Origin of the sequence: Pseudoduganella violacea (genome assembly GCF_014191875.1) — a bacterium.
In the GTDB taxonomy this organism is placed as follows: Bacteria; Pseudomonadota; Gammaproteobacteria; order Burkholderiales; family Burkholderiaceae_D; genus Rugamonas; species Rugamonas violacea_A.
In genome coordinates this window covers 1-25,029 of sequence record NZ_JACHXD010000021.1, presented here as the reverse complement: position 1 = coordinate 25,029, position 25,029 = coordinate 1, and the positions used below count along the sequence as shown (strand labels likewise).

Below are 25,029 nucleotides of genomic sequence, written 5' to 3'. Positions count from 1 at the left end.
TTGCTGCCCTGCTCTCAATATTCCCTGGTCCAGACCACTGAGGCGCGCCAGCCGTTATTGCCATCCGCGCGATGGATCAGCGTCTGGGCGTTCAGCGCGGCGCGGTCCAGCAAAATGCGGCTTTGCACGAGGAAGTAGGTACTTTTAACATCGTGCGCCGCTTTAATGGGCTTATCCGCCATGATTCCGTTCATATAAGTAGTAAAGGCAACCTTATCCTCAAACGGCGTCCGCTTACGGTATTCCGCCCATGTCTTCGCCTGCGCCACCGACGCTCCCGGCACCAGCGCCGCCAGCAACTCGGCCGGCGCCGTGTTCACATTCAGCGACGTCTGCACCGGCAGCACGATGACGAAGTCGCGCAGCTTTTCCACGGTATTCGCATCGATACCCTTCACCGCCAGCAAATCCTCCACCCGCGTCAGCGGCATCGGTTCCTCACCATTGTTCGAACCGCTCAAAGGCTGGTTCGGCGTACCGGTAAAGGACTGCGACTGCGCCACATAGTCGGCGATCAAGGGGGCCAGGCTTGGATTCATCTGCAAGTTCACCAGCAGCTGCGTAAACATCTGCAGCTCCTCCGGCTTCTTCTGGCCGGGTACTTTATCGGCAAGATTAATGAGATTGTAACGCGACTGGGCGTCCTGAATCTGCCCCGACAGGCTGGCATCGTAGCTTTCGTTCTGCAGGCGCTCGCGCTCCACGTACTGATCGAGGCGGGTTTCGGCCAGCGGCGTAGCCCAGACCCCGTTCAGCGTGACCGTGCCCTTGCCCTGGCTGTCCAGTCCATCCTGGCGCAGGATCAGGCGCGCCCAGTCCAGGGCGCCGCGCAGAATCCAGCGCGTCTGCAGGTGCAGACGCTGGTTTTCCATCGAGCGCACCTGCACCTGCTGCTGCCAGAACAGGCTGGCGACGATGGTCACGGCCAAGGTGGTCAGCAGCAGGGCCGTGACCACGGCCACGCCACGCTGGCGGGAGCGGTGCGGGATCTTCATTTGGCCCCCAGCAGGAAGACTTTGACCAGGGTGTTCGGCAGATTGTTCAGCCGCAGCGAGATTTCCAGGCCTTCGGGGCCAACCTGCGCGGACGCTGGCGGCGGTGCAACCAGTGGCGGCGGTGGGGCATTCGAATTAACGGCCTGGCCGCTGCCCAGGGCGCGCCAGTTGCCGGCTTCCCACACCCGCACCGCCAGCGATTGCACCTCGGACTGCAGGGCGATGCCGGGCGTTGCATCGGCATGGCCGACGCTGGCCTGCCACAGCGCGTCGAGCTGGGCCAGGTCGCGCGTGCCGCGCGATTCGCGCCGCGTCAGCACGCCATTGTTCAAGCGGTAAGCCACCACCATCATCTGAGTCGGGCCATTTTCCGGCGAAGAGGTGCGCACCAGGGTCAGACCTTCGTTGTCGGCCACCAGGTTTTCGCGCTGCTGCAGCAACTCCTTGCCGGCCAGCTGTTCCAGGTCGCTCTCCATCTGGGCGAAGGCCAGCTGCATGCCGCGCGCCTGTTCCATCTGCCCGGTCAGGGTCTGGCGCGAGCGCACGATGCCGTCCAGTCCGCGCCAGCCCAGCACCGCCACGATGGCCAGCACGGCGATCGCCACCAGCAGCTCGACCAGGGTGAAGCCGGAATGGGAAGGGAAACGCGAACCGCGGCGCGCCATCAGAGCTCCCTCATCACCAGTTGCACCAGCTTGATGATGCGGCGCTCGGGCTGGCGGATATCGTAGACGCTGACCTCGACCCGGCGCAGCAGCGGATTGGGGCTGACGATCACCTCTTCCACGCAGGTCAGCTGCAGGTCGCCCTGCGGGCATTCGAAACTGGTCTTGCCGACGGCCGGAAAGACCTTGCCCAGGCGGATCTGCACCAGGCGGTTCTCGGCCGACCAGGTGGCCATCATGGCCGAGCGCAGGCCGTCGCTGTTCTGGGTCAGGCTGCCGATGGCCCGCAGCGAGGCGCCCAGCGCGGTGACCACGATGGCCAGCGCCACCAGCACTTCCAGCAGGGTGAAGCCGCGCACGGCGGCGGGCCGGAGACGGAAGGTGCGCATCTTATTCAACGGTGAAATGGCCGATGCCGTCGGCGCGGATAGCGACGCTGGCGTCACCATTGACGAAGGTCAGCACAAACGGTTTATCCACCGGTTCGCGGCCGAAAACGACGCGCAGGTTGGCGCCGGGCAGATTGGTGGGCGGGTCGAGCAGCAAGGTAATGGGGCTGAACTTGAACTGGCGCTCGCGCAGCATATCGTCCTGGGCCAGCGGTTCCCAGCTGCGCTCATTGCGCACCAGGAAGCGGTAGCTCTCCTGGTTCGCCTCGAAGGCGATGGGACGGTTGCGCACGATGGCCTCGTCGCGCGCCAGCTGCAGCAGCAAGGCCACGCGCTGCGCCTCCTGCTCCATGTTCTGGCGCAGGCTGGGCGCCGCGTTCAGCGACACCAGACCGAGCGTAATGCCGAGGATAACCATCACCACCAGCAGCTCGATCAGGGTAAAGCCTCGCTGGCGGTTCGCCATGGCCGTCGGGGATCAGTTGTCCCAGGAGCCGATGTCGGCGTCTTCGCCGGCACCGCCAGGCTGGCCGTCGGCGCCCAGCGAGAACACGTCGATCTCGCCTTTCACGCCGGGGGACAGGAACTGGTAGGGGTTGCCCCAAGGGTCTTTCGGCATTTTTTCCAGGTAGCCGCCGGCTTTCCAGCCATTCGCGGCCGGGCCGGAGGTGGGCTTGGTGAGCAGCGCCTGCAAGCCTTGCTCGGTGGTCGGATAGCGGCTGTTGTCCAGCTTATAGAGCTTGAGCGACTGCATGATGGTGGCGATATCGACCTTGGCCGCGGCCACCTTCGATTCGCTGGTGCGGCTCAGCAGCTTGGGCACGACCAGTGCGGCCAGCACGCCCATGATGACGACAACCACCATGATTTCGATCAGGGTGAAGCCGCGCGCGCGGCGGACGGTACGGTGCTTCAAGTTTTTCATAAGATACGGTTCGGGTTGATATTCGGAACAGATTGACAGGTCCACAAGTATAAGACGGAATCGCCGCGCCGCCTATGGCAAAACATGCGGACCCGGGGTCCGGCCGCCAGCGGCGGCCGGCGGGAGCTTAATCGCGCTGGCGGGCGCCGGCCGAAATACGCTGCAAAGCCGCCTCGTTGCCGCTCGCCGCGATATTGCTGGACACCGCTTCCAGCGCCTTCAACTGCGGCGCCGCCGCCACAAACGGCTGGATGCCCAAGGCCTGATCCACCTCATGCGGGTAAATCAGATAGCCGCGCGTGATGACCGCCGCCACCTTGCGCACGTCGCCGATGTTTTTGGTCGGGTCGCCGTCGACCAGCACCAGATCGGCCAATTTACCCGGCGTGATGCTGCCGCGTTCATGGCTGGTGCGGGTGTAGCGCGCGCCGTTTCGGGTAGCGATCTGCAAGGCTTCGGCCGGGCTCAGGCCCGCTTTCACCAGCATTTCCAGCTCGGCCTGCAGGGTGAAACCGGCCAGTTCGTCGGTGCCGGCCACGATCGGCACGCCGGCGCGGTGCAGGCGACCGACGAATTCCACCATCTTGGCGTAGGACTTGCGGTAGCGTTGCAGGGTCGCCTCGTCGGCGATCTTCATGGTGCCGACGTGGAAGCCGCGCTGCACATCGGGCGGCATATGCTTGGCGATCGGCGCGAATGGTTCGTTCATCTCGCCATCCTTCTGCTTGAGGAAGGCGAAGGTGGCCAGGGTCGGGTCGATCACGGTCTGCTTTTTCTTCAGCGTGGCGATGAATTTCCGCACCGCGGCCGAATCGAAGTCCAGGCCCGCCACCTTTTCCGACGGCAGGATGAAGCGTTCCAGGGTGCGCGTTTCCGTGGTCGGCGTGACCAAGAAGTTCAGCATCACCTGGTTGATGTGCTGGATCTCGTCATAGCCGGCGTCCAGCGCATCCTGGGCGCGCAGGCCGGCCGGGATGTGGCCGGAGACGCGCAGGCCGCGCTGGTGGGCATAGGCCACCGTCTCCTTCAGGATGGCCTTGGGGAAGGAGTTATAGATCTTCAGTTGCGGATAGCCATGCTCGGTGTACCAGTCGATGGCGTTTTTCGCCTGCTGCAAATCCTTGATCACGAAGCCGCTGTTGGCCGAATACGGGCTTTCCCCCTCCAGAAAGCCGGCCGGCACCACCTGCGGCGAGAGCAGCTTGCCGGCCACCGTGCCGTCCAGGATCTGCTGCATCTTGGCGTTGTCGTTGCCCATATCGCGCACCGTGGTCACGCCGGCCGCCAGATTCAGGCCGCCCTCCCAGCGCCCCACATGGCCGTGCATATCGAACAGGCCAGGCAGCAGCACGCGGCCGGCGGCGTCGATCTCGGCCACGGCGCCGCGCACCGGCGAGCCGGCCGGCAGCACGGCGGTGATGCGGCCGCGCAGCACATACACGTCGGAGGCCGCGCCCAGCACCGCCTTTTCGCTGTCGAAGACGCGCGCATTGCGCACCACGGTCAGGCCCGGCAGCGGATGCTGCAGCTTGGCCGCCAACTCCACCAGCATCTGGTCCTCGGCCTTCTGCTGACGCTCGGCCAGCAGCTTGCCGCTGGCCTGCCAGCCCTCTTCCACCGCCGTGAAGGCGCCCGGCACCACCACCGCGAACAGGCGCGGCTTCTCGCCCGTGGTGGCCCAGTAGAACTGCGGCGACAGGCCAAGGCCGGTCTGGGCCAGCAATTGCACGGTCTGGGTCTTGCCGTCGGCGCTGGCGACCTGCACCTCGTCCAGCTTGCGCTGGCTCAGTGTACCCGAAGGCAGCAGCGGTAATTGGCCGCCGGCCGCCGCCAGCGCCGTGATCGAGGCCGACGTCACTTCAAAGCTGGAGTTCAGCGGCACGTAGATGGCGGCGCCGTCCACGCTGGTGCTGCCCTGCTCCGTGGTGGACTTCCAGCTGGCCTGGCGGCCCTGGCGCGTGAAGCGCTCGTCCACCACCGAACCGAAGGTCGAGCTGCCCTTCACCGCATAGGAAGTCATGGTGCCGTCGGCGGCCAGGCGGAATTCCTCGTTCAGCTCCGGGCCGCGGCCATTGTCCTTGTAGATGAAGCGCACCTTGGTCAGGCCGTCGTCCCCGCGCTCGACCACCTGTTCGCCGGTCTGCTTGCCGTTTTCGGCAAGGATCAGATACTTCGTCGTCTGTGCTGCCTGCGCCTGCGCGCCAAAGGCACTGGCGATCGCCAGCGCCAATACTGCGGGAACTCGCTTCATCGGTTTCGTCTCCTGAGAGGGGTTTAGGTGTTTTTATGGGTGCGGCTGGCCGCACACCGGACAGTCGGCATTGCGGGCGATGCGGATACTGGTCCATTCCATATGCAGGCCATCGAGCAGCAGCAGGCGGCCGGCCAAGGATTCGCCGATGCCCATCAGCAGCTTCAGCGCCTCGGCGGCCTGCATGGCGCCGACCACGCCCACCAGCGGCGCGAACACGCCCATGGTGGAACAGGCCACGTCCTCGAACGCCTGGTCCTGCGGGAACAGGCAGGAATAGCAGGGCTGCTCGCCGCCGCGCGGATCGAAGACGCTGATCTGGCCATCGAAGCGGATCACGGCGCCCGAGACGAGGGGCACGCGCAGCGCCACGCAGGCGCGGTTGACGGCATGGCGGGTCTGGAAATTGTCGGTACAGTCGAGCACCACATCGGCCTGCGTCACCAGCTCGCGCAGGCGTGCCTCGTCGGCGCGCTCGCACAGCGCCACGATGTCGATGGTGGGATTGATGGCGCCCAGGGTCCGGGCCGCCGACGCGGCCTTGGGCTGGCCCACGCGCTCGGTGGTGTGGGCGATCTGGCGCTGCAGATTGGTGAGGTCGACCGTGTCGTGGTCGACCAGGGTCAGGCGGCCGACGCCGGCCGAGGCCAGGTACATGGCGGCCGGCGAACCCAGGCCGCCGGCGCCGATCACCAGTACCCTGGCCGCCAGCAGCTTTTGCTGGCCCTCGATGCCGATTTCATCGAGCAGGATATGGCGCGAGTAGCGCAGCAGCTGGGCGTCATCCATTGCTTATTTCTTCGCCGCTTTCTCTTCCGGTTTGGCGGCGGCGGCCACGGGGGCGTCGGCCTTGGCCAGTTTGACCGGCAAGCCTTTCAGGTGGTTCAAGGCCTGGGCCAGCGGGAAGTCTTCCTTGCTGCCGAATTCGATCGGCTTGTGTTTCCTGGCCAGGGCCAGGATGCGCTGCTCTTCCTCCAGCTCATCGACGCGGCCGTTGCGGCTCTTCACTTCTTCCTCGCCGTTGCCGTTGGCCAGATGCTTTTCCAGATCGGCTTCGCGCAGGCGCAGGCTGTCGATGCCTTCGCCGTCGGGCGTATCGTCGATCGCCATATCCGGCACGATGCCCTTGGCCTGGATGGCGCGGCCGTTCGGCGTGTAGTAGCGCGCGGTGGTCAGCTTGACGGCGGTATCGGCGGTCAGCTGGCGCAGGGTCTGCACCGAACCCTTGCCGAAGGTCTGGCTACCCATGATGGTGGCGCGCTTGTAGTCCTGCAGGGCGCCGGCCACGATCTCGGAGGCCGAAGCCGAGCCGGAATTGACCAGCACCACCAGCGGCACCGATTTCAGCGCGGCCGGCAATTTTTGCAGCGGGTCGCCAGGATGGCGGCCGGCATAGAATTCGGGCCGGGCATACAGGGTCTGCTTCGAATCGAGCAGCTGGCCGTTGGTGGAGACCACCACCACGTCCTTGGGCAGGAAGGCGGCCGACACGCCGATCGCGCCCGGCACCACGCCGCCCGGATCGTTGCGCAGGTCCAGCACCATGCCCTTGATGTTTGGGTTCTGGGCATACAGGGCGGTGACTTTCTTCGCCATGTCTTCCACCGTCGGTTCCTGGAACTGGGAGATGCGCAGCCAGGCGTAATCCGGCTCCACCATCTTCGCCTTCACGCTCTGCACGCGGATTTCCTCACGCATCACGGGTACCACCACCGGCTTGTCCTCGCCCTTGCGCGACAGGGTCAGCACCAGCTTGGTGTGCGGCTCGCCGCGCATCTTCTTGATCGCCTCGTCCAGCGACAAGCCCTTCATGGGCGCGTTGTCGATGCGGGTAATCAGGTCGCCGGCCTTGATGCCGGCCTTGAAGGCGGGCGAATCCTCGATCGGCGAGACGACCTTGACGTAGCCATCCTCCATGCCCACCTCGATGCCGATGCCGACGAACTTGCCCTGCACCGATTCGCGCATCTCCTTGAAGGCCTTCTTATCCAGGTAGACGGAATGCGGGTCGAGCGAGGACACCATGCCGGCGATCGCTTCCTGCACCAGCTTCTTGTCGTCCACGTCTTCCACGTAGTCTGATTTGATCAGGCCAAAAACGTCGGACAGCTGGCGCAGCTCTTCGAGCGGCAAGGGTGTGCCGGATTTCTGCGCAATGGCGGAAAACTGCATAGAAGCGGCCACGCCGGCCACCATACCGAGGCCGATCAGGCCCATGCTTTTGAACTTGTTGCCCATTATGCTTTCCGCGCCTTTAGAATTTCACCCACCCGGCGGGGTCGAATGCCCGGCCCTGATGCCTTAGCTCAAAGTATAAACCGGTTTCCTCGTTGCCACCGGTGTTTCCCACGGCGGCGATCGGATCGCCGGCCCTGACCACGTCGCCCGGACGTTTCAGCAGGCTCTCGTTAAAGCCGTACACGCTCATATACTGGCCGCCGTGGTCGATCACGATCAGGTTGCCGAAGCCGCGCAGCCAGTTGGCGAAGACCACGCGGCCGCCGGCCACAGCATGCACTTCCGCCCCTTCACCGGAGCGGATGAAGACGCCCTTCCAGCTCGGACCATCGCCGCGCCGCGCGCCGAAGCGCGCCGCCAGCTTGCCCGCCACCGGCGGGCGCATCTGGCCCTTGAGGGCGGCGAAAGCGCCATCCGGCGCGGCCGGGGCCAGCGCGATATCGGAGGGACGGGCGGCCGGCTGCGGCGCCGGTTCCGGCGTGCGCGCCGCCACTTTCGGTTCGTCGGCGTCGATCGGATCGGGTTTGAACGGTTTTTCGGCCGGTTTCGGCTCCACGACACGGGGCTCGGCCGGCTTGGCTCCCGGCTTGCGGTTTTGCTGGGCCAGGCGCTCGCGCTCCTCTTTCGCGGCCTTGGCGCGGGCCAGGGCCAGCGCCTTCGCTTCGGCGTCCGCCTTGGCCTTGGCGGCGCGCGCGGCGGCCAATTGCTCCTGGCGCTTCTTCTCGGCGGCGGCGGCGCGCGCCTGCTCTTCGATCAGTTTGTTGAGGCGTTCGATCAGGCCGGACATGCGCTGCTCGTCGCGTTCCAGGTCGCCCGCTTCCTTGCGCTGGGCCACCAGCTTTTTCGACAACTGGGACAGCAGGCCGGCGCGGCGCGCCTTTTCCTGTTCCAGCACGCTTTTCTGCTGGCGCTCTTCCTGCGCGATTTCTTCCAGCTCATCCTTGGCGTTCTGCGCCTCGGCCTGATTGCTCTCCACCGCTTTCAAGTTGGCGCGCAGCGATTCCAGCAGGCGCGCCTGGGCCTGCGACACATAGGCCATCAATTGCAGTTCGCGGTTGATGCGGTTCGGGTTGTCGCCCGACAGCAGCAACTTAATGCGGTCTTCATTGCCCGCCACATATTGCTCGCGCAGCAGCTTGGCCAGCTGCTGCTTCTGCTGCGCCGTCACGCTCTGCAGGCGCGCATGCTCGGCGCCCAGCTGCTGCAGGCGGGCATTGGTCTCGCCTTGTTCGGCGGCCAGCTCGCGCAGCGAACGGTTGGCGTTGGAGATCGCCTCCTCCGATTCGGCCAGGGTGTCGGCCGCGTCGTCCTTGGCGCTCTCGGTCTTGCTGATGTCGCGCTTGAGCGCCGTCAGCTTCTGCTGCAGCGCATTGCGCTCGGTTTCGGCGGCCTGCTTTTGCTTGCTGCGCTCCGTGGGACGGGGCGCGGCGCCGGCCGGCCCGGCCGCCAGTCCCGCCAACAAGGCGGCCAGCAGCAGGGACAGCCCGCGCCGCGCGCCGGCGCGGCGGGTGAAGAACTGCATCATCGGGTTTTACTTCGCCTTGCCCTGGTTGGCCACAGCGGCTTGCGCGGCGGCGATGGCGGCGGCGTCGCCCAGATAGTAGTGGCGGATCGGCTTCAGCTCGGCGTCCAGCTCATACACCAGGGGCTGGCCGTTGGGAATATTCAGGCCGACAATTTCCTCGTCGCTGATCCCGTCCAGCATCTTGATCAGGGCGCGCAGGCTGTTGCCGTGGGCCGAGATGATGATCTGCTTGCCGGCGCGGATGGCCGGGGCGATTTCGTCGTCCCAGGCCGGCATCACGCGCGCCACGGTGTCTTTCAGGCATTCGGTCAGCGGGATGCTGTCCTTGGGCAGGCCGGTGTAGCGCGGGTCGTTGAAGGAGGCGCGGTCGTCGCCCGCTTCCAGCGCCGGCGGCGGCGTGTCGTAGCTGCGGCGCCAGACCAGCACTTGCGCGTCGCCGTATTTGGCGGCCGTTTCGCCCTTGTCCAGGCCTTGCAGGGCGCCGTAGTGGCGTTCGTTGAGGCGCCAGTCATGTTTGATCGGCAGGTACATCAAGTCCATCTCGTCCAGGGTCAGCCACAGGGTGCGGATGGCGCGCTTCAAGACCGAGGTGTAGGCCAGGTCGAACTTGAAACCGGCTTCCTTCAGCACCTGGCCGGCGACCTTGGCCTCGCCCACGCCTTTTTCGGTCAGGTCCACATCGGTCCAGCCGGTAAAGCGGTTTTCCAGATTCCAGGTGGATTCGCCATGACGCATGAAAACAATTTTGTACATAGAGCAATCTTTAAAAGTTGGGGAAATGGGTGGAAAGTGCTGGGCGATGCGGCTTGAGCCCGGCTTCAAGCTTCTATTTTATAATGCGCGGATTCACTTCAACCATTGGAACGCCGTGAAATTCATTCTTGACCATATTTTTCTGATCGCCATCGTCGTGTTGTCGGGCGGCGCCCTGCTCGCTCCGCTGCTCACCCAGCGCGGGAAAAAAGCCACCCCGCTGGAGGTGACGCAGTTGATAAACCGCGGTAAAGCCACCATTGTGGATGTACGCGACGCGGCAGCCTTTGCCGGCGGCCACCTGCCGGACGCGAAACATATTCCGGTGGCCGAGCTGGCCAAGCGCAGCGGCGAGCTGGAGAAGTTCAAGAGCAAGACCATTGTCGTGGTATGCGAAAAAGGCGCGCGCGCCCCGGCCGCCGCCAGCATCCTGGGCAAAGCCGGTTTCGGCGATGTGGTCGCGCTCGAGGGCGGCCAAGCCGCCTGGCAGAGCCAAGGCTTGCCGCTGAAAAAATAAGCACGTTCAAGAACACAAGGAATCCGCCATGACCGCCAATGTCACGATGTACACCACCGCCGTTTGCCCCTACTGCGTGCGTGCCGAGCGCCTGCTGGAAGCCAAGGGCGTGACGCAGATCGACAAGATCCGCGTCGATCTCGACCCGGCCCAGCGCCAGCTGATGATGGAAAAGACCGGCCGCCGCACCGTGCCGCAAATCTATATCGGCGACACCCATGTGGGCGGCTTCGATGACCTGCACGCGCTGGACCAGGCGGGCGGCCTGACCCCCTTGTTAAACGGCCAATAAGCACCAGATAGCAACATGGATCAAGCCAACGCCATGCCGCAGGGCGGAAAACGTTGGCAGCCATATTGGTTTTGATACAATTGCCGTCGCGTTTGATTTGGGCTGCCAAGCCTGGCCAAGCACTTAAACCATATCCGGGCGTCTAGCCCACTATCACATCGAAAGCGTTTCCATGTCTGACGAAAACCTGCAACCCGTATTCCAAATCCAACGCGTCTACCTGAAAGACATGTCGCTGGAACAGCCTAACTCCCCAGCCATCTTCCTGGAACAGGATGCGCCGACCATCGAAGTGGCGCTGGACGTGGGCGCCGAGCCGCTGGCCGAAGGCATTTACGAATCGACCGTGACCATCACCGTGACCGCCAAGGTCAAGGACAAAGTGGCCTTCCTGGTCGAAGGCAAGCAAGCCGGCATCTTCGAAGCGCGCAATATCCCAGCCGAACAGCTGGACCCGCTGCTCGGCATCGGCTGCCCGAACATCGTGTACCCCTACCTGCGCGCCAACATCGCCGATACGATCACCCGCGCCGGCTTCCCGCCTGTGCACCTGGCTGAGATCAACTTCGAAGTGTTCTACCAGCAGCGCCTGCAAGCGATCGCCGAACAGCAAGCCGCCACCGCGGCCGCCGACGGCAGCGCGACCGTACAGTAATCCTGTCGCGTCCCATCCGGCACCGCCAGCCCGTCTGGCGGCGCCGTATTGCAAAGGCCCTCGTGGCCTTTGCTTATTTTTGCGAGAACAATTTGGTAACGACCGTTTCCCGTTTGATATTGGGGGCCGCCTGCCTGCTGGCCAGCGCCGCGAGCAGCGCGCTCGACTTCAAGTCGGTGGGCGCAGCGCCCGCCGTGCTGTATGACGCGCCATCGACCAAAGGCGGCAAACTGTTCGTGGTGCCGCGCGGCGCCCCGCTCGAAGTGGTGCTCACCTACGGCGACTGGGTCAAGGTGCGCGACGCCAGCGGCGACCTGGCCTGGACCGAGGCGCGCGGCCTGAGCGCCAAGCGCAGCCTGATCGTGCGCGTGCCGAACGCCAAGGTGCGCGCCGCCGCCGAGGATGGCGCGGCCATCGTCTTCAGCGCCGACAAGGGCGTGCTGCTGGAGCTGGCGGAACCGGGCGGCAACGGCTGGCTCAAGGTGCGCCACCGCGACGGCCTGGTCGGCTATGTGAAGAGCGGCGAAGTCTGGGGCAATTGAATATGCAGGCAAGCCAAACGACAGCGCCACGGCGCAAGGTTGCGGTCCTGGGCGCCGGCGCCTGGGGCACGGCGGTGGCGATCGCCGTCGCCGCGCGCCACGATGTGCTGCTGTGGGGCCGCAACGAGGCCGCCATGCAGGCCATGGCCGGCGCGCGCGAAAACAGCGCCTACCTGGCTGGTTTCCCGCTGCCGGACAGCCTGCGGGTGAGCGCCGACTTCGACGCCGCCGTGGCCCATGCCGGCAGCGACGGCCTGCTGATCGCCGCCTGCCCGGTAGCCGGCCTGCGGCCGCTGCTGCAGACGCTCAAGGGACGCCCCATTCCCAATCTGGTCTGGCTGTGCAAGGGTTTCGAATACGAAACCGGCCTGCTGCCGCACCAGATTTTCGCTGAGATCCTGGGCGGCGCCATTCCCGGCGGCGCCCTGTCCGGCCCCTCGTTCGCGCAGGAAGTGGCGCGCGGCCTGCCTTGCGCGCTGACCATTGCCAGCGCCTCGCCCGCCCTGTGCGAGCTGGTGGTGGGCACGGTGCACGGCGGCTCCATGCGCGTGTATTCGAGCGACGACCTGGTCGGGGTGGAAGTGGGCGGCGCGGTGAAGAACGTGCTGGCCATCGCCACCGGCGCGGCCGACGGCCTGGGCCTGGGCCTGAATGCGCGCGCCGCGCTCATCACGCGCGGCCTGGCCGAAATCACCCGCCTCGGCACCACCCTGGGCGGCAAGCTGGAAACCTTCATGGGCCTGACCGGCATGGGCGACCTGATCCTGACCTGCACCGGCGACCTGTCGCGCAACCGGCGCGTCGGCCTGGGCCTGGCCCAGGGCAAGGCGCTGGACGCCATCGTCAAGGAGCTGGGCCATGTGGCCGAAGGCGTGCCTTGCGCCAAGGCCGTGCGCGAACTGGCGGGCCGGCTCGGCGTCGACATGCCGATCACGCAAGCCGTGGCCAGCGTGCTGTTCGACGGCCAGCAACTGCAAGCCACCGTCTCGCGCCTGCTGGCGCGCGATCCGCGCGGCGAAGGCTTGAGCGGGCTCAGTCCTTCAGCAAAATAGTCAGCAGGGCCAGCGAGTCCTGCAGCGCCCGCACGGCGTGCGGCGCGCCGCCTTCCAGGAAGAGCATTTCGCCGCCGCGCAGCAGCACGCCGCGGCCGTAAGCGTCGACCTCGATCTCGCCCTGCAGGCATTGCAGGGTGATCTCCCCTGCCACCTTATGCTCCGGCAGGCCTTTGCCGGCCGGCAGCACCATGCGGATCAATTCCATCTGCGCCGTCTTGCGCAGGGCGATCGAGGAAAACTGCGACAAGTCTTCGCTCTCGCGCTGGATCACGATGACTTCTCCGGACGCTGCGTGCTGTAGTGCCATGGCGGGCCTCTCTGTGCTCGGTGAATGCCCCTATGGTAGCAGGAGCGGATGGGTTGCGGCGCGGCCGTATTGCCGAGCTGGAGGCTTGTTCTATAATGAGGCAGTCAATGGAGGGAACTGATGGGTGCTCTCGAAGTGATCGATACGCGAACGCTGACCGTCGCCGACGAGGTGGCGCATAAATGGCAGGGCATCCTGGACCTGATCGCGCGCCTGGTGAATGTGCCGGCCGCCCTCATCATGAAGGTCGAGCCGCCGCAGATCAAGGTCTTCCTTTCCAGCCAATCGGCCGGCAATCCCTACGAAGAACACGAGCTGGCCCCGCTCGGCACCGGCCTGTATTGCGAAACCGTGATGGCCAAACGCGCCCCGCTGCTGGTGCCGAATGCGCTGACGGACCGCGACTGGTGCGAAAATCCCGACATCAAGCTTGGCATGATTTCCTATATGGGCCTGCCCCTGGTCTGGCCCAACGACCATGTGTTCGGCACAATCTGCGTGCTCGACAAGCAGGAAAACGCCTATAGCACTACCTTCCTCCAGCTGCTGCAGCAATTTCGCGGCATCGTCGAAACCGACCTGAAGCAAATCTACGAAACGCAGCGGCGCAGCTTCGAGGATGCCGCCCTGCGCGCCGACGAGGCCGAGCGCGTGCGGCGCGAATTCATCCAGCTGCGCGCCGGCGAGCAGCGCGCCCTGGCCGCCCTGCAGGAAAGCGAGCGGCGCTGGCATTTCGCGCTGGAGGGTGCCGGTGACGGCGTGTGGGACTGGGATCTGCCGAAAGACACGGTGTTCTATTCCAAGCGCTGCATCGAACTGCTTGGCCTGCCGCCGGAACGCGCCGTGCACCGCTTCGGCGAATGGCAGCAATACATCCACCCCGAGGATCTGGCGGCGGCCATGGCCGCCATCGACACCTGCCTGCAAAGCCCGGCCGCCACCTTCGCCTCCGAACACCGCTTCCGCGTGCAAGGCAAGTGGGAATGGCTGCTGGTGCGCGGCATGGTGGTCGGCCGCAACGCGCTGGGCCAGCCGCTGCGCATGATCGGCACCTGCTCCAACATCACGCTGCGCAAACAGGCCCAGGTGGACCTGCTGGCCCTGAACGAGCACCTGGAAGAGCGCGTGGCCGAGCGCAGCGCCGAATTGCAGAAGGCGATGGAGCAGATCGCCATCACCGAGAAGATGGCGTCCCTGGGGCGCTTGGTGGCCGGCATCGCGCACGAACTGAATACGCCGGTGGGCAATGCGGTGCTCACCTCCTCCACCCTGGTGGAATGGATAGGACAATTGGAACGCCAGGCCGCCAGCAAGCAGCTCACGCACAGCGCGCTCGACGACTTTCTGCACCAGGGCAAGGCAGCCTGCGAACTGATCGAACGCAATGCCACGCGCGCCAGCAACCTGATCGCCAGCTTCAAGCAGATCGCCGTCGACCAGAGCACGCAGCAGCGGCGCGCATTCGAGCTGCACCAGGCGGTGCACGATGTGGTGGCGGCGCTCGGCCCCTCGCTGCGGCGCGCCCGCATCGAACTGCAGCTCGATGTGGCGCCCGGCATCGCCATGGACAGCTACCCCGGCCACATCGAACAGATCATCGCCAACCTGGCCGCCAATTCCATCACCCATGCCTTCGCCGGCAAGGACGAAGAGCGCCGCGTGCGCCTGTCGGCCAGCGCCAGCGAGGACGAGGTGGAGCTGGTCTACGAAGACAATGGCTGCGGCATCGATCCTGCCATCCAGCCGCACGTCTTCGAACCGTTCTACACCACCCGCCTGGGCCAGGGCAGCAATGGCCTGGGCCTCTCCATCGTCCACAACATCGCGCAAGCCGTCCTGAAAGGTAGCATCCATCTTGATAGTGCGCCCGGCCAGGGCGTGCGTTTCAGCTTCCGGCTGCCGCGCCGGCTCGCTTGACAACTAGTTATCGAAGCGCTCACCAAGCTTGCAGACCAGTACTGAGTGTTAGCAGGAAGGCCCGTGTTTACTGGCCTCCTGCGATTTCCTGCGCACAATTGCCGCCACTTTTTTAGGCAGCTTTTTTTGATTTATGCGACACTGTGCGCACACATGGCTGAGGTCGTTTCTACCGGCAAGCGCCATGTTTTTCTTTTTTGGACAGACACTTAGCAATGAAGCATTCGAGCGATACTCCCCTGGTTTCCGCAACCCCTGATGCGGACACAAGCACCGGCAGCCCTGCCCTCACGCGCCGCCACTTCATCAAATTCGCGGCAGCGGGCGCCGGCAGCATTGCCCTGCAGGCTTGCGGCGGCGGCGGTGGCGGCAGCGCCACCACCAGCGGCGTGACGCCGGTGACACCACCGCCCACCACGCCGCCGCCGACCACCAACCCGCCCACCACCAATCCACCGACCGGCACCGGCAGCACGCCAGCGTGGAGCGAGATCCCCACCCTGACCTTCACCCTCGGCGTGGCTGGCAGCATTCCGATCGGCCAGTATGTGAGCGGCAGTGTGGCCGCGATCCGCCTCAACGACATCGAACTGCCCGAAGGCGTGATCTACAACGACCTGACCCGCTCCTTCGATTACGACGGCGTGGGCGGACTCGCCAGCGTGGATGGCTTTGTGCTGACCGCCACCGGAGCGTAAGGCGATGGGCCAGTCCGTATCCAATCCGTTTACCATCCAGATCCGCCGGCCCGCCGCGTTTGCGGCGAGCTTCCAATTGAATTCGGCCAGCGGCGGCAGCAACCTGCCCTTCACCCTGGGCTATGCCTTCCGCAAGGGCGATGTGCCGGGCGGCTCCGGCGTCAGCGGCAGCCTGCCGGGCCTGCAGGTCACGCCGAAAAATTACTGGTCCGACGGCTCGCTGAAATTCGCCACCATTTCCGGCTTCGCCACCCTGGCCGCGGGCGCCACGCAGACCGTGACGCTGGCCCTCGGCACGCCGGCCGGCGGCGCCGCGCTGACCACCGCCAACCTGGCCGCCACCGGCATCACGGCCAGCATCGCTGCGGGCGGTTTCGGCAGCGCCTCCTGGTCGGGCGCGGACTGGGGCACGCCGTTCCAGACCTGGGTCAGCGGCCCGCAAATGAGCTCCTGGATTTACCGCAAAGCCATCGGCGGCGATGCCCACCTGGTGGGCTGGCTGGAAGTGCGCCTGTACGCGGGCGGCGCGGTGGAAGTGCTGCCGTGGATCGAGAACGGCTACCTATCGGTGGCCGCGCCCACCAATAAGAGCGCGACCTATGCCTTCACCCTGGGCGGCAGCCAGCGCTTCAGCGCCGCCATCGATTTGCCGAACCACTGCCGCACCGTGCTGGTTTCCGGCGCGGCCCAGAGCCACTGGCTAGGCGCCGCGCCTTCGCTGAGCATCAACCACGACAAGGCCTATCTGCAGGCGAGCCGCCTGGTGCCCGCCTACCGCGCCAGCGTGGCGCCGACGGCGGCGGTATGGAGCAAGCTGGCGCAAAGCTATACGCCCCTGCAACAGGGCAATTACTCGAACGGCATGGGCCAGGGCGGCTACCAGCCCGCCATCGGCCTGCTGCCGGAATGGGATGTGCTGTACCTCGCCAGCAACGACGCCCGCGCCTTTGCCGGCGTGATCGTCAACGCCTATAGCGCGGGACGCTACGGCATCCACTACCGCGACCAGACCACGCAGCGGCCCTTCCGCTTCTCCAGCTACCCGAATCTGGTGGTGGACGGAGGCACAGCCACGGCCATCGCCAACACCGGCGCATCGAGCAAGGGCACGTACACGCCGGCGCCGACCGGCACCGCGCCCGCCACCTGGGACTCGCCGCACCATCCCTCGGTCGGCTTCACCGCCTATTTGCTGACGGGCCGCTTCTACTTCATGGAAGAAGTGCTGTTCTCGGCCACCGTGAACTATCTGAAGAACACCGACACCACGCGCAAATTCTCGGCCGGCGTGTTCCAGTCCACCGCCGGCGCCAACACGGCGCGCGGCGCGGCCTGGGCCATCCGCACGCTGGCGCAAGCGGCCTGCGTCACGCCCGACAGCGACACCGTGCTGCGCAACGAGTTCCTGGCCTCGCTGGCCGCCAACGTCGACTTCTACCACACGCAGTACGTGGCCCAGCCGAACAATCCGCAAGGCTTCGTGCAATCGTATTCGAACTACACGCCCGGCACCGGCTTCCTGTCCGAAGCGACGTGGATGCAGGACTTCTTCACCGCCGCCATCGGCTACGCCATCGACCTCGACCTGCCGCTGGCCGGGGGTAACCGCGACAAGCTGGCCGCCTTCTTCCAGTGGAAGGCGCGCAGCGTAGTGGGCCGCTTCGGCGGCACGGCCGCCAACGAATACCTGTACTACGACGCAGCCGTCTACACCATCGTGGTGGCGCCGGCCGACGCACCGGACTTCGCGGGCGGCAGTGGTCCCTGGTTTGCCAACTGGGGCGATCTGTACCGCGCATCGCAGGCGATGCGGGTGGCGCAAGCCGAAACCCTGCCCACGGCCAATGGCCTACGCGGCGGCAACTTCCCCGACCCCACCAGCTACTGGGGCAATCTGCAGCCGGCGCTGGCGTATGCGGTCCAGCACAATGTGCCGGGCGCGCAAGCGGCCTACAACCGCATGCTGGGCGCCCCCAACTGGAGCGGCTTCGCGGCCGGCTTCAATGTGGCGCCGGTATGGAGCGTGATGCCGCATGCCTGATGCGGCGGGCATTTAGACGATATCAGTTTTAGAAAGGCCGCCTCATGGCGCAAGCATTTTCCAATCCCTTCACCATCCAGATCGTGGCCAAGCCGGTGGTCGGCCTGCCCGCCTGGGTGCCGCCGGCCGGCTACTTCGCCGACGTGCCGATGCTGAACAATGCGCAGGACGTCACGCCCGCGCTCTACCGCACCTCGCCCAGCGACACGGCGGCGATGAACAATCCCTTCAATGTCTGGGGCGGCAGTGCCGTGTTGCGCGATTACAGCCCGCTGGGCGCGCAAGTGTATTACTCGGGCGGGCATGAGCCCAGCCGCGAAGTGCCGAACGTGCAGTTCTCGCTGATCTGCGACTTCTCCACGCTGCGCTGGAGCGTCGCCAATGTGCCGGCCGCGCCGAACCTGGCCAGCGCCTTCGTCAACGGCCTGGCGCCGGACGGCACGCCGTACACGCCGCACACCTATCTGGGCCTGCAGGAATTCCCGCGCGCCTGGGGCGGCGGCACGCGCGGCTCGCTGGCCTCCTTCTTCTGGGCCGGCAGCCCCTTCGAAAACCGCATCAACCTGCTCGACATCTCGAAGACCCAGAACGGCTACAGCCAGCTGGCCACGCGCCAGGCGCAAAATGCCGATCCCAACCGCATCCGCCTGTCGGCCAATTCGAACAGCACCGGCAGCTACCCGATCACGGTGATGGACAATGCGCGCCAGGGCTGGTGGGTGACGGCCGTGGGGCCGACCGACTACACCCTGTTCGTCAGCAAGACCGGCGCCATCACCCAGCACCCGGCCGTGGGCGGCAATCTCGCCAATGGCGCCCTGGTGCTGTGCAATGCGCTCAACCTGCTGGTGGCGGTCGACGGCGGCTACTCGCTGGGGCCGAATGCCGGCACACGCTTCCGCAACCTCTACATCCGCAACCTGGCCACGGGCGCCAGCGCCCAGGTGACGACGCTGGGCAATGTGCCCTCGCTGCAGGAGGGCTATGACGGCAACGGCATCAACTTCCACCGTCCCGACGCGCTCGGCCTGCAATGGGTGGACGAGCTGGGCTGCATCGTCGGCCTCGACCAATCGGCCAATCCGCCGGTGGTCGTGAAGCTGAAGCCGCCCGCCACCAATCCCGCCGGCAGCCCGTGGACCTGGAGTGTGATGCCGCTGCAGCACTGGCCCAACGACACCGCTGGCCAGCCCAAGCTGCAAAGCGCCGTCAACAACATCTGGTCCAAGTTCCGCTGGATCCCCTCGCTGCAAGCCTTCGTCTACTGCAGCGCCAAAGACCGCAAACCGCAAGTGCTCAAACTCTCCTGACCTACAGCCCAGCCCGTGTCCACCTTGGGGTCAGACCCCAATCGGACACGGGCTGAACAACAAAAAAGGGGCTCGCGCCCCTTTTTGTTGCTGCGGTGATGCTGAGTTAGCTGCGCGCGCCGGCTTGTGCCGCTGCTGGGGCGGTAGCGTTTTCTTCGCTGCCGATGAAGCGGTAGATGCCCGCGCCGACGATAGCGCCGACAATCGGGGCGACCCAGAACAGCCACAGCTGGCCTACGGCCCAATCGCCAACGTACAGGGCCACGGCGGTGCTGCGCGCCGGATTGACCGAGGTGTTGGTGACAGGGATGCTGATCAGGTGGATCAGGGTCAGGCACAGGCCGATGGCGATCGGTGCGAAGCCTTGCGGCGCGCGCTTGTCGGTCGCGCCCAGGATCACGATCAGGAAGAAGGCGGTCATCACAATCTCAGTGACCAGCGCCGCGACCAGGCTGTAGCCGCCCGGCGAGTGTTCGCCATAGCCGTTGGAGGCGAAACCGGCGCTCACGTCGAAACCGGCCTTGCCGCTGGCGATCAGGTAGAGAATGCCGCCTGCCGCAATTCCGCCCAGCACCTGCGCCACGATGTATGGCACCAGGTCTTTGGCCGGGAAGCGTCCGCCCGCCCACAGGCCGATGGAAACGGCCGGATTCAGATGGCAGCCCGAGATGTGGCCGATGGCGAACGCCATGGTCAGCACCGTCAGACCAAAGGCCAGCGACACGCCATGCAGGCCGATACCGACGTTAGGAAACGCCGCCGCCAGCACGGCGCTGCCGCAGCCGCCCAGCACCAGCCAGAAGGTGCCAAAAAATTCTGCCCCATATTTTTTCACTTCATACTCCTTTTCTTTATTTGGAGGACATGCCCCGGTTGAGTCAACACAGGCTGCAATTCAGCCAATGTTGTAACCGAGTGTACTGTTGGAAAAGAATAAAGACAATGCAGGGAGAAATTACTTTGTAACAAGTTGTCCTTTGAGCCGGATTCACGCGCTGCCCCGGAAAAACGGGCTTGCGCGCCATCCGCCACCGTAAACAACTCATCGTCGAAGCTTACATCCTAACCGTTGGTAACACTCCGCCTGCTGGCGCCATCACGAAAAAACGGCAAGGCCCCAGATCGCATCGATCAGGGCTAAAGGCAGCGCATACACCGCGAACGTCGCCAGCCGTCGCGCGATTGGCGCGCGATCCGCCAGCCGCCAGCCCAGCCACGCGGAGAAACCACTGCCGCCAGTGAGCAGCAGCATGCGCGCCGCCGGCACCCAGGCCAGCACAATGCGTTCCGCCTTCAGATGCGTCAGCGTCAGCATGGTCAGGCCGAGGAAAACGCCCGTTCCCGCCATCGGCACCAGCCCCATGGCCAGACGCCGCCACGACAGCGCGCCTGGACCGGCCAACCGGGCCGCCAGCCAGACCGCCGCGAACACGGCCAAGCCCAAAGCCGATCCACCACCGAGAATATAGGCGAGGATGCACAGGCCATCGAGCCAGCTGAATACATCGTTGGCCGCTGGGTAATGCGTGAGCAGCCACCAGGGCGCGTTATCGTTCAGCAGCATGAAGGAGTCGCGCTCGATCAGCCAGGTGGCGGCAGCGGTTTTCATCTGCACGAAGAAGCGGCTGGACGACCATTGGAAAGCAGCGGTGGCAATGCCGATCACGCCAAAGATCAGCGTCAGCACTTCGCCGCGCCCAGCCTCCTTATTGCCGCGCGCCAGAATCTCGGCGGCCGGACTGCGTGCCGCCAGCTGCACCGCGCCGCGATAGCCGCTGCAACGCCCGCAGGCATGGCAGGCCGACGCACTCTTCATGTGGCGGATATCGATCAGCGGTGCGCAATTGACCATCGGTTTGCGGCTGGTATCGCGCTGCCAAGCCTCTTCGCTGACACGGAAATGCACGGGCGCGATTTTCGCCAGCAGTGCGAACACGCCGCTGGCCGGACACAGATAGCGGCACCAGACGCGCTTGCCCTTGCCATACACGAAGCCGACGGCGACCGCCACCACGGTGGAACCGCCCAGCACCAGCAAGGCCGCCTGCGGATACTCGTAGACGCTGACCAGCTGTCCATACACGGTGGTGCAGACGAAAGCCGTGAACGGCCAGCCGCCCCAGCGCATCCAGCGCGGAATCGAGCGCCCCAGGCCATGCCTGCTCGCCAGTTCGGTCAGCGCGCCTTCGGGACAGAAGACGCCGCACCATGCGCGCCCAAACAGCATGGTGGCCAGCATCACGAAGGGCCACCAGATGCCCCAGAACATGAACTGCGCGAACAGGCGCAGATTCGAATACAGATGCGCGTCCTGGTCCGGAATCGGCATGAAGGCCGGCACCACCAGCAGCACCAGATAGAAGACGATCACGCACCACTGCAGCGCGAGAATGGTCCCGCGCCGGCGCGCCATCGCGTCGCCAAGACGCGCCAGCATGCCGGCCCTGGGTGCGGCCATCAGCTCCACCTCACGCATTGCGCTTCAATCGCCTTTGCACCCGCAGCACCGCAAGCCAGAACACCACATACACGATGGCCAGCATCAGCGATGGACGCGCGCGGTAGCCGGTGAAGGCCGACAGCAAGGCGCCGGAAGGACTGCTGTCGTCGAGCAGCAGCGAGGTATCCCACAGCGGATCGACCAGCGGCGGCAAGGCGCCCATGCCGATCAGGCGGTCCGTTCCGGCAGCCAGCAGCGCCACCGCAAACAGCAGCAGCAGCAGGCCGCTGACGCGAAAGAAGTTGCGGTAATTGAGCATGCCCAGGCCACGGTTGACGATCCAGGCGGTGATCCCTGCGAGGAGAACGCCCGCGCCAAAAGCGATGGCGCTGCCGGCCGGATCATCCATCTGCATCCCGTACAGGAAGATCACGGTTTCCGCGCCCTCGCGCGCCACCGCCAGCGCGGCGACGACGGCCACGCCGAGGACGCCGAGCTTTTCGGACGCCTGCGCCAGCTCGCGTTCCAGGCCTTGCCGCATATGGCGGCCATGTTTCTGCATCCACAGCACCATCTGCACGATCAGCAGCGCAGCCAGGAACAGCATCGCCGTCTGGAACCACTCCAGCGCCTCGCCGGCCAGCTCGCCCTGCACCGCCAGCATGGTCCAGCCCAGCAGACCGGCCAGCGCAATGCCCGCCACGACGCCGCCCCACAGCGCGCGCAGGCCAACCGCACCCTGAGGATTACTCTTCAGCCAAGCGTAGAGGATGCCGATGATCAGCATGGCCTCCACGCTTTCGCGCCAGACGATAAAGAGGGAACTCAGCATGAATACTCCTTACTTCGCAACGATGCGTCCCTGCGCCGTCGCCGGGTGGAACTCGCCAAAGAATTTATACGTGCCGGGTTTGAGCGGCTGGAAGATCAGGAAGCTCGACGCGCCAGGCGCCAGCACCTTCTCCTTGCGCAGCTCCACGCTTTCGAACTCCTCGGCGCCCGGTCCCTCGTTCTTCACCAGCAAACGGAACTTGGTATTGGCCGGCACCTCGATCGTCTCCGGCAGGAAGCGCCCGGCGCGCATCACCAGGGTGAAGGTCGGCATTTCTTCCGCCTGCACCGGCACGGCGCCCAGGATGCCCAGCACGGCCAGCAAAGGCAGCAGAGGCAACAGCAAGTGGCGAATCATCTGCATGGCGGGCCTCAATAAGTCAGCTGGGCGCGCACGCCAAGGATTCTCATCGCATCCGCGCCGCGCTCGCCGCCAGGATGGCCGATGTACTGGATATTGGGCGACAGCTCGAACTGCTTGTTGATGCGGTAGCGGTAATACAGCTCGGCCACCTGCTCGCCGCTGCCGGCGTCATTGAAGCTGCGGCTGTTCTTCAACAGGCCGAAGGCCAGACCCAGACTGTCGGCGCCACGGTCCCAGTAGGAACCATTGAGTTCCGCGCCCAAGGTCAGCGCGCGGTTGAAGCGCACATTGCCCTTCACCTGATGGCCATAGCGGCCGAACAGGGTCACGCCATCGCCGACACGCTGGTCGGCCGAAATGCCCCAGCCGGTATGCACTTCCGGCTCGACGATGCTTTCGTCGAAGTGGGCCGCCTGCGGATTACGCCAGGCATAGACGCGGTAGTTGCCCGCCAGGCCGCCAAAGAAGCGCTGCTCGGTTTCCGCCTGCACCATCACCATCGGCTGCGCCAGGCTGTGTTCATAGTTAGCACCGCGCTTGCCCGCGCCGAAGACGCCAAGCGAAAGGCGCCACGGCTGCTGCTTATCCTGCACGTTGTAGTAGGACAGGCGCATGCCCGGCGCAAAGCCGTTGCCGTCAACGCCGATATCATGGCCCGCATCGAGCAAAGGATTGTGGACGAAGGCCGCGTTCATGAACTGGCGCGTTTCATCGCCCGCAGCGCCGTTCTGGTCGAAGAAGACGAAGGGATCCATCTTGCCGAAATTGACTTCCAGCCTCTCCTTGGAACGCGGCGCGAAACCGCCGAACGGCAGCGGAATATCGGCCTGATACCAGGCTTGCGCCAGCATCGCCGCCGAGTCGTCGTTGGGCAGACTGGCCAGGCGGAAGGCGGTGGCGTTCGGCGCGGAATACGTGGACAGATGTTCGTTCAGACCGGAACCCTGGCCGAGGCGGAATTGCGCGAACACCTTATGTTTGATATCGCCGATCGCTTCCAGCGGCAGGCTGACATAGCCGTCGCCGCGATAATTGAGCTGGCTGCCCGCCTTGGCGTTTTTCTGTACCACGGTGGTCAGGCTCAGGCCAGCGCTGATGCCATCGAGCGCATCGACCTTGCGCGCGGCGGCGAGCATGCCCTGGGCCTGGGACTCGATCGCTTTCAAGCGCATGGTCAGCTCAGGCTCTTTCTCGCTGATCGCATCCGTCTCCAGGCTGCGCGCCAGGCTTTCCTGCTGCTTCTCCAGCACCTGCACGCGTTCTTCGACATTGCTGGCCGCGCTTTGCGGCGCATGCGCCGTGCGCAGTTCGCGCTCCAGTTCCGTGTTGCGCTGCTCCAGACGTTCAACCCTCTGGCTCAGTTTTTCCAGCAGCTTGATTAATTCAGCCTGCGAAGGCGCCGCCTGGGCGCCGGCAGTGGCGCACAGCAGGGCAGCGCCCAGCGCTAGCGCCTTAGGCGTGGACAAGGGGAAGGTGCGGCGCATCGCTCAATATCCTCCCTTCTTACCGATGCCGGCATAGGTGAAGTCGTACTCCACCACGAAGGGCTTGAACCATGGACGCACGCCGGTCAGGCGGTCGGTATGGCGGCCGAAGTGCGCATGCTTGTTTTCGCTCGGCGGCAGGATGGTGTATTTGACGTGGTATTTGCCCGGGCCGAACAGCTTGACGTTGTCGCCGTAGTGGGCGCCGTCGTTGGCCACCATCGGCATGAAATCGCCGGCGATCTTGTCGTTGCTGCCAGCCTTGCTCACTTCGTACTTCACCAGCAGGTAAGGGATCCAGGCGCCCTCCTCGAAGCCATTCGGATTGCCGCTCAGCGCGCGCACATCGGCCTCGATATGGATGTCCGACTCCTCCGCCTTGCGCATCATGCCGTCCGGCTCCATCACGACCGGCTGCAGATACACGGCAGAGATTTCCATACCAAAGCGCTGCTGCGGCGCGCCGATCGGATATTCGACGGCGTTGGCGCTGAAACTGGAAACTGCGGCGAGGACAGCGAGCGTGGCTTTAAGCGGCGTGAAAAAACGGGCGGAAGATAGCATGGCGGGGAATCCCTTTGTTGTTGTAGAAGTTCGATGCCGCGCCAAGCTCTGCTTGTCGCTTACAAAGAAAGACCAACATGCTATTACAAATGAGAATCATTCTCACTTGATGAAAATCAAGGTTTTAAAAAATTAATGGTAACAAGCTAGCTACCACCGCCTCAGCTGACATGGTGACTGCCGTGGTCTAATTTGCCCGGACACCTCAATAGGTGGAAAATCCACTATCTGAGGAGTTAAAGCATGACGACAAGAAAACGTAAAACATTTG

The 25,029-nt window shown here is 64.9% G+C and carries 26 protein-coding genes; 9 read left to right on the top strand and 17 right to left on the bottom strand.

The annotated features are described in order from the left end of the window. Nucleotides 1-14: 14 nt before the first annotated feature. From gspK to gpmA, 10 genes are all read right to left on the bottom strand, one after another. Nucleotides 15-995, bottom strand: coding sequence for a type II secretion system minor pseudopilin GspK (gspK, locus tag FHS03_RS24650; RefSeq protein ID WP_183443562.1), 981 nt, complete (start codon nucleotides 993-995; stop codon nucleotides 15-17). Further along, complete coding sequence (locus FHS03_RS24645; RefSeq protein ID WP_183443561.1) at nucleotides 992-1,660, bottom strand: PulJ/GspJ family protein; 669 nt, start codon at nucleotides 1,658-1,660, stop codon at nucleotides 992-994. Before FHS03_RS24645 ends, gspK begins: the two co-directional genes overlap by 4 nt. After that, nucleotides 1,660-2,049: a type II secretion system minor pseudopilin GspI gene (gspI, locus tag FHS03_RS24640; RefSeq protein WP_183443560.1), complete on the bottom strand. Its 390-nt coding sequence runs from the start codon at nucleotides 2,047-2,049 to the stop codon at nucleotides 1,660-1,662. The genes FHS03_RS24645 and gspI overlap by 1 nt, the downstream gene beginning before the upstream one ends. Nucleotide 2,050: 1 nt before the next feature. Further along, nucleotides 2,051-2,515, bottom strand: coding sequence for a GspH/FimT family pseudopilin (locus FHS03_RS24635; RefSeq protein WP_183443559.1), 465 nt, complete (start codon nucleotides 2,513-2,515; stop codon nucleotides 2,051-2,053). A gap of 12 nt (nucleotides 2,516-2,527) precedes the next feature. After that, nucleotides 2,528-2,974 carry a type II secretion system major pseudopilin GspG gene (gene gspG, locus FHS03_RS24630; RefSeq protein WP_183443558.1) on the bottom strand — a complete coding sequence of 149 codons (447 nt, stop codon included), beginning with the start codon at nucleotides 2,972-2,974 and terminating at the stop codon, nucleotides 2,528-2,530. Nucleotides 2,975-3,101: 127 nt separating this feature from the next. Then, nucleotides 3,102-5,225, bottom strand: a complete 2,124-nt coding sequence (locus FHS03_RS24625; RefSeq protein ID WP_183443557.1) for an amidohydrolase family protein — start codon at nucleotides 5,223-5,225, stop codon at nucleotides 3,102-3,104. A gap of 33 nt (nucleotides 5,226-5,258) precedes the next feature. Further along, nucleotides 5,259-6,014 (bottom strand): HesA/MoeB/ThiF family protein, encoded by a 756-nt coding sequence (locus FHS03_RS24620; protein WP_183443556.1) that lies wholly within the window; start codon nucleotides 6,012-6,014, stop codon nucleotides 5,259-5,261. A gap of 3 nt (nucleotides 6,015-6,017) precedes the next feature. After that, nucleotides 6,018-7,463, bottom strand: coding sequence for a S41 family peptidase (locus FHS03_RS24615; RefSeq protein ID WP_183443555.1), 1,446 nt, complete (start codon nucleotides 7,461-7,463; stop codon nucleotides 6,018-6,020). 16 nt (nucleotides 7,464-7,479) lie between these two features. After that, nucleotides 7,480-8,985: a murein hydrolase activator EnvC family protein gene (locus FHS03_RS24610; RefSeq protein ID WP_183443611.1), complete on the bottom strand. Its 1,506-nt coding sequence runs from the start codon at nucleotides 8,983-8,985 to the stop codon at nucleotides 7,480-7,482. Nucleotides 8,986-8,994: 9 nt separating this feature from the next. Continuing rightward, nucleotides 8,995-9,741, bottom strand: coding sequence for a 2,3-diphosphoglycerate-dependent phosphoglycerate mutase (gene gpmA, locus FHS03_RS24605; protein ID WP_183443554.1), 747 nt, complete (start codon nucleotides 9,739-9,741; stop codon nucleotides 8,995-8,997). A gap of 115 nt (nucleotides 9,742-9,856) precedes the next feature. On the opposite strand from gpmA, the gene FHS03_RS24600 reads away from it, so the two are divergent. The 5 genes from FHS03_RS24600 (at nucleotide 9,857) to FHS03_RS24580 (ending at nucleotide 12,799) form a co-directional block, all read left to right on the top strand. Further along, nucleotides 9,857-10,258 (top strand): rhodanese-like domain-containing protein, encoded by a 402-nt coding sequence (locus FHS03_RS24600; RefSeq protein ID WP_050412567.1) that lies wholly within the window; start codon nucleotides 9,857-9,859, stop codon nucleotides 10,256-10,258. A gap of 28 nt (nucleotides 10,259-10,286) precedes the next feature. Beyond that, entirely contained in the window at nucleotides 10,287-10,550 is a 264-nt protein-coding gene (gene grxC / locus FHS03_RS24595) for a glutaredoxin 3 (protein ID WP_183443553.1), read from the top strand. 172 nt (nucleotides 10,551-10,722) lie between these two features. Beyond that, entirely contained in the window at nucleotides 10,723-11,205 is a 483-nt protein-coding gene (gene secB / locus FHS03_RS24590) for a protein-export chaperone SecB (protein WP_050409950.1), read from the top strand. 92 nt (nucleotides 11,206-11,297) lie between these two features. Next, nucleotides 11,298-11,747 carry an SH3 domain-containing protein gene (locus FHS03_RS24585; protein WP_183443552.1) on the top strand — a complete coding sequence of 150 codons (450 nt, stop codon included), beginning with the start codon at nucleotides 11,298-11,300 and terminating at the stop codon, nucleotides 11,745-11,747. A gap of 2 nt (nucleotides 11,748-11,749) precedes the next feature. Next, nucleotides 11,750-12,799, top strand: a complete 1,050-nt coding sequence (locus FHS03_RS24580; RefSeq protein WP_183443551.1) for an NAD(P)H-dependent glycerol-3-phosphate dehydrogenase — start codon at nucleotides 11,750-11,752, stop codon at nucleotides 12,797-12,799. On the opposite strand, the gene FHS03_RS24575 is transcribed toward FHS03_RS24580, so the two are convergent. Further along, on the bottom strand, nucleotides 12,780-13,109 hold the full coding sequence (locus FHS03_RS24575; RefSeq protein WP_176345382.1) for a cupin domain-containing protein: 330 nt from the start codon (nucleotides 13,107-13,109) through the stop codon (nucleotides 12,780-12,782). The genes FHS03_RS24580 and FHS03_RS24575 overlap by 20 nt on opposite strands. Before the next feature lie 120 nt (nucleotides 13,110-13,229). Between FHS03_RS24575 and FHS03_RS24570 the strand changes: the two genes are divergently transcribed. From FHS03_RS24570 to FHS03_RS24555, 4 genes are all read left to right on the top strand, one after another. After that, nucleotides 13,230-15,026 (top strand): ATP-binding protein, encoded by a 1,797-nt coding sequence (locus FHS03_RS24570; RefSeq protein WP_183443550.1) that lies wholly within the window; start codon nucleotides 13,230-13,232, stop codon nucleotides 15,024-15,026. A 215-nt stretch (nucleotides 15,027-15,241) separates the two neighbouring features. After that, nucleotides 15,242-15,724, top strand: a complete 483-nt coding sequence (locus tag FHS03_RS24565; RefSeq protein ID WP_183443549.1) for a twin-arginine translocation signal domain-containing protein — start codon at nucleotides 15,242-15,244, stop codon at nucleotides 15,722-15,724. Between the two features lie 4 nt (nucleotides 15,725-15,728). After that, complete coding sequence (locus tag FHS03_RS24560; protein ID WP_183443548.1) at nucleotides 15,729-17,765, top strand: hypothetical protein; 2,037 nt, start codon at nucleotides 15,729-15,731, stop codon at nucleotides 17,763-17,765. A 44-nt stretch (nucleotides 17,766-17,809) separates the two neighbouring features. Continuing rightward, nucleotides 17,810-19,075, top strand: a complete 1,266-nt coding sequence (locus FHS03_RS24555) for a hypothetical protein (protein WP_183443547.1) — start codon at nucleotides 17,810-17,812, stop codon at nucleotides 19,073-19,075. A 106-nt stretch (nucleotides 19,076-19,181) separates the two neighbouring features. Here the strand turns inward: FHS03_RS24555 and aqpZ are convergent, their stop codons facing one another. The 6 genes from aqpZ to FHS03_RS24525 all read right to left on the bottom strand — a co-directional run bounded on the left by aqpZ (nucleotide 19,182) and on the right by FHS03_RS24525 (nucleotide 24,758). Further along, a complete protein-coding gene (aqpZ, locus tag FHS03_RS24550) occupies nucleotides 19,182-19,910 on the bottom strand; it encodes an aquaporin Z (protein ID WP_183443546.1) in 729 nt (242 codons plus the stop codon). Nucleotides 19,911-20,171: 261 nt separating this feature from the next. Next, on the bottom strand, nucleotides 20,172-21,533 hold the full coding sequence (locus tag FHS03_RS24545) for a 4Fe-4S binding protein (RefSeq protein WP_183443545.1): 1,362 nt from the start codon (nucleotides 21,531-21,533) through the stop codon (nucleotides 20,172-20,174). A gap of 10 nt (nucleotides 21,534-21,543) precedes the next feature. After that, nucleotides 21,544-22,347 (bottom strand): FTR1 family iron permease, encoded by an 804-nt coding sequence (locus tag FHS03_RS24540; RefSeq protein WP_183443544.1) that lies wholly within the window; start codon nucleotides 22,345-22,347, stop codon nucleotides 21,544-21,546. 9 nt (nucleotides 22,348-22,356) lie between these two features. Then, nucleotides 22,357-22,710, bottom strand: coding sequence for a cupredoxin domain-containing protein (locus tag FHS03_RS24535; protein WP_371871771.1), 354 nt, complete (start codon nucleotides 22,708-22,710; stop codon nucleotides 22,357-22,359). A gap of 8 nt (nucleotides 22,711-22,718) precedes the next feature. Next, nucleotides 22,719-24,194 carry a carbohydrate porin gene (locus tag FHS03_RS24530; protein ID WP_183443543.1) on the bottom strand — a complete coding sequence of 492 codons (1,476 nt, stop codon included), beginning with the start codon at nucleotides 24,192-24,194 and terminating at the stop codon, nucleotides 22,719-22,721. A 3-nt stretch (nucleotides 24,195-24,197) separates the two neighbouring features. After that, the gene (locus tag FHS03_RS24525; RefSeq protein WP_183443542.1) at nucleotides 24,198-24,758 is read right to left on the bottom strand and encodes an iron transporter; all 561 of its coding nucleotides are present in this window, start codon (nucleotides 24,756-24,758) and stop codon (nucleotides 24,198-24,200) included. Nucleotides 24,759-25,029: the final 271 nt, after the last annotated feature.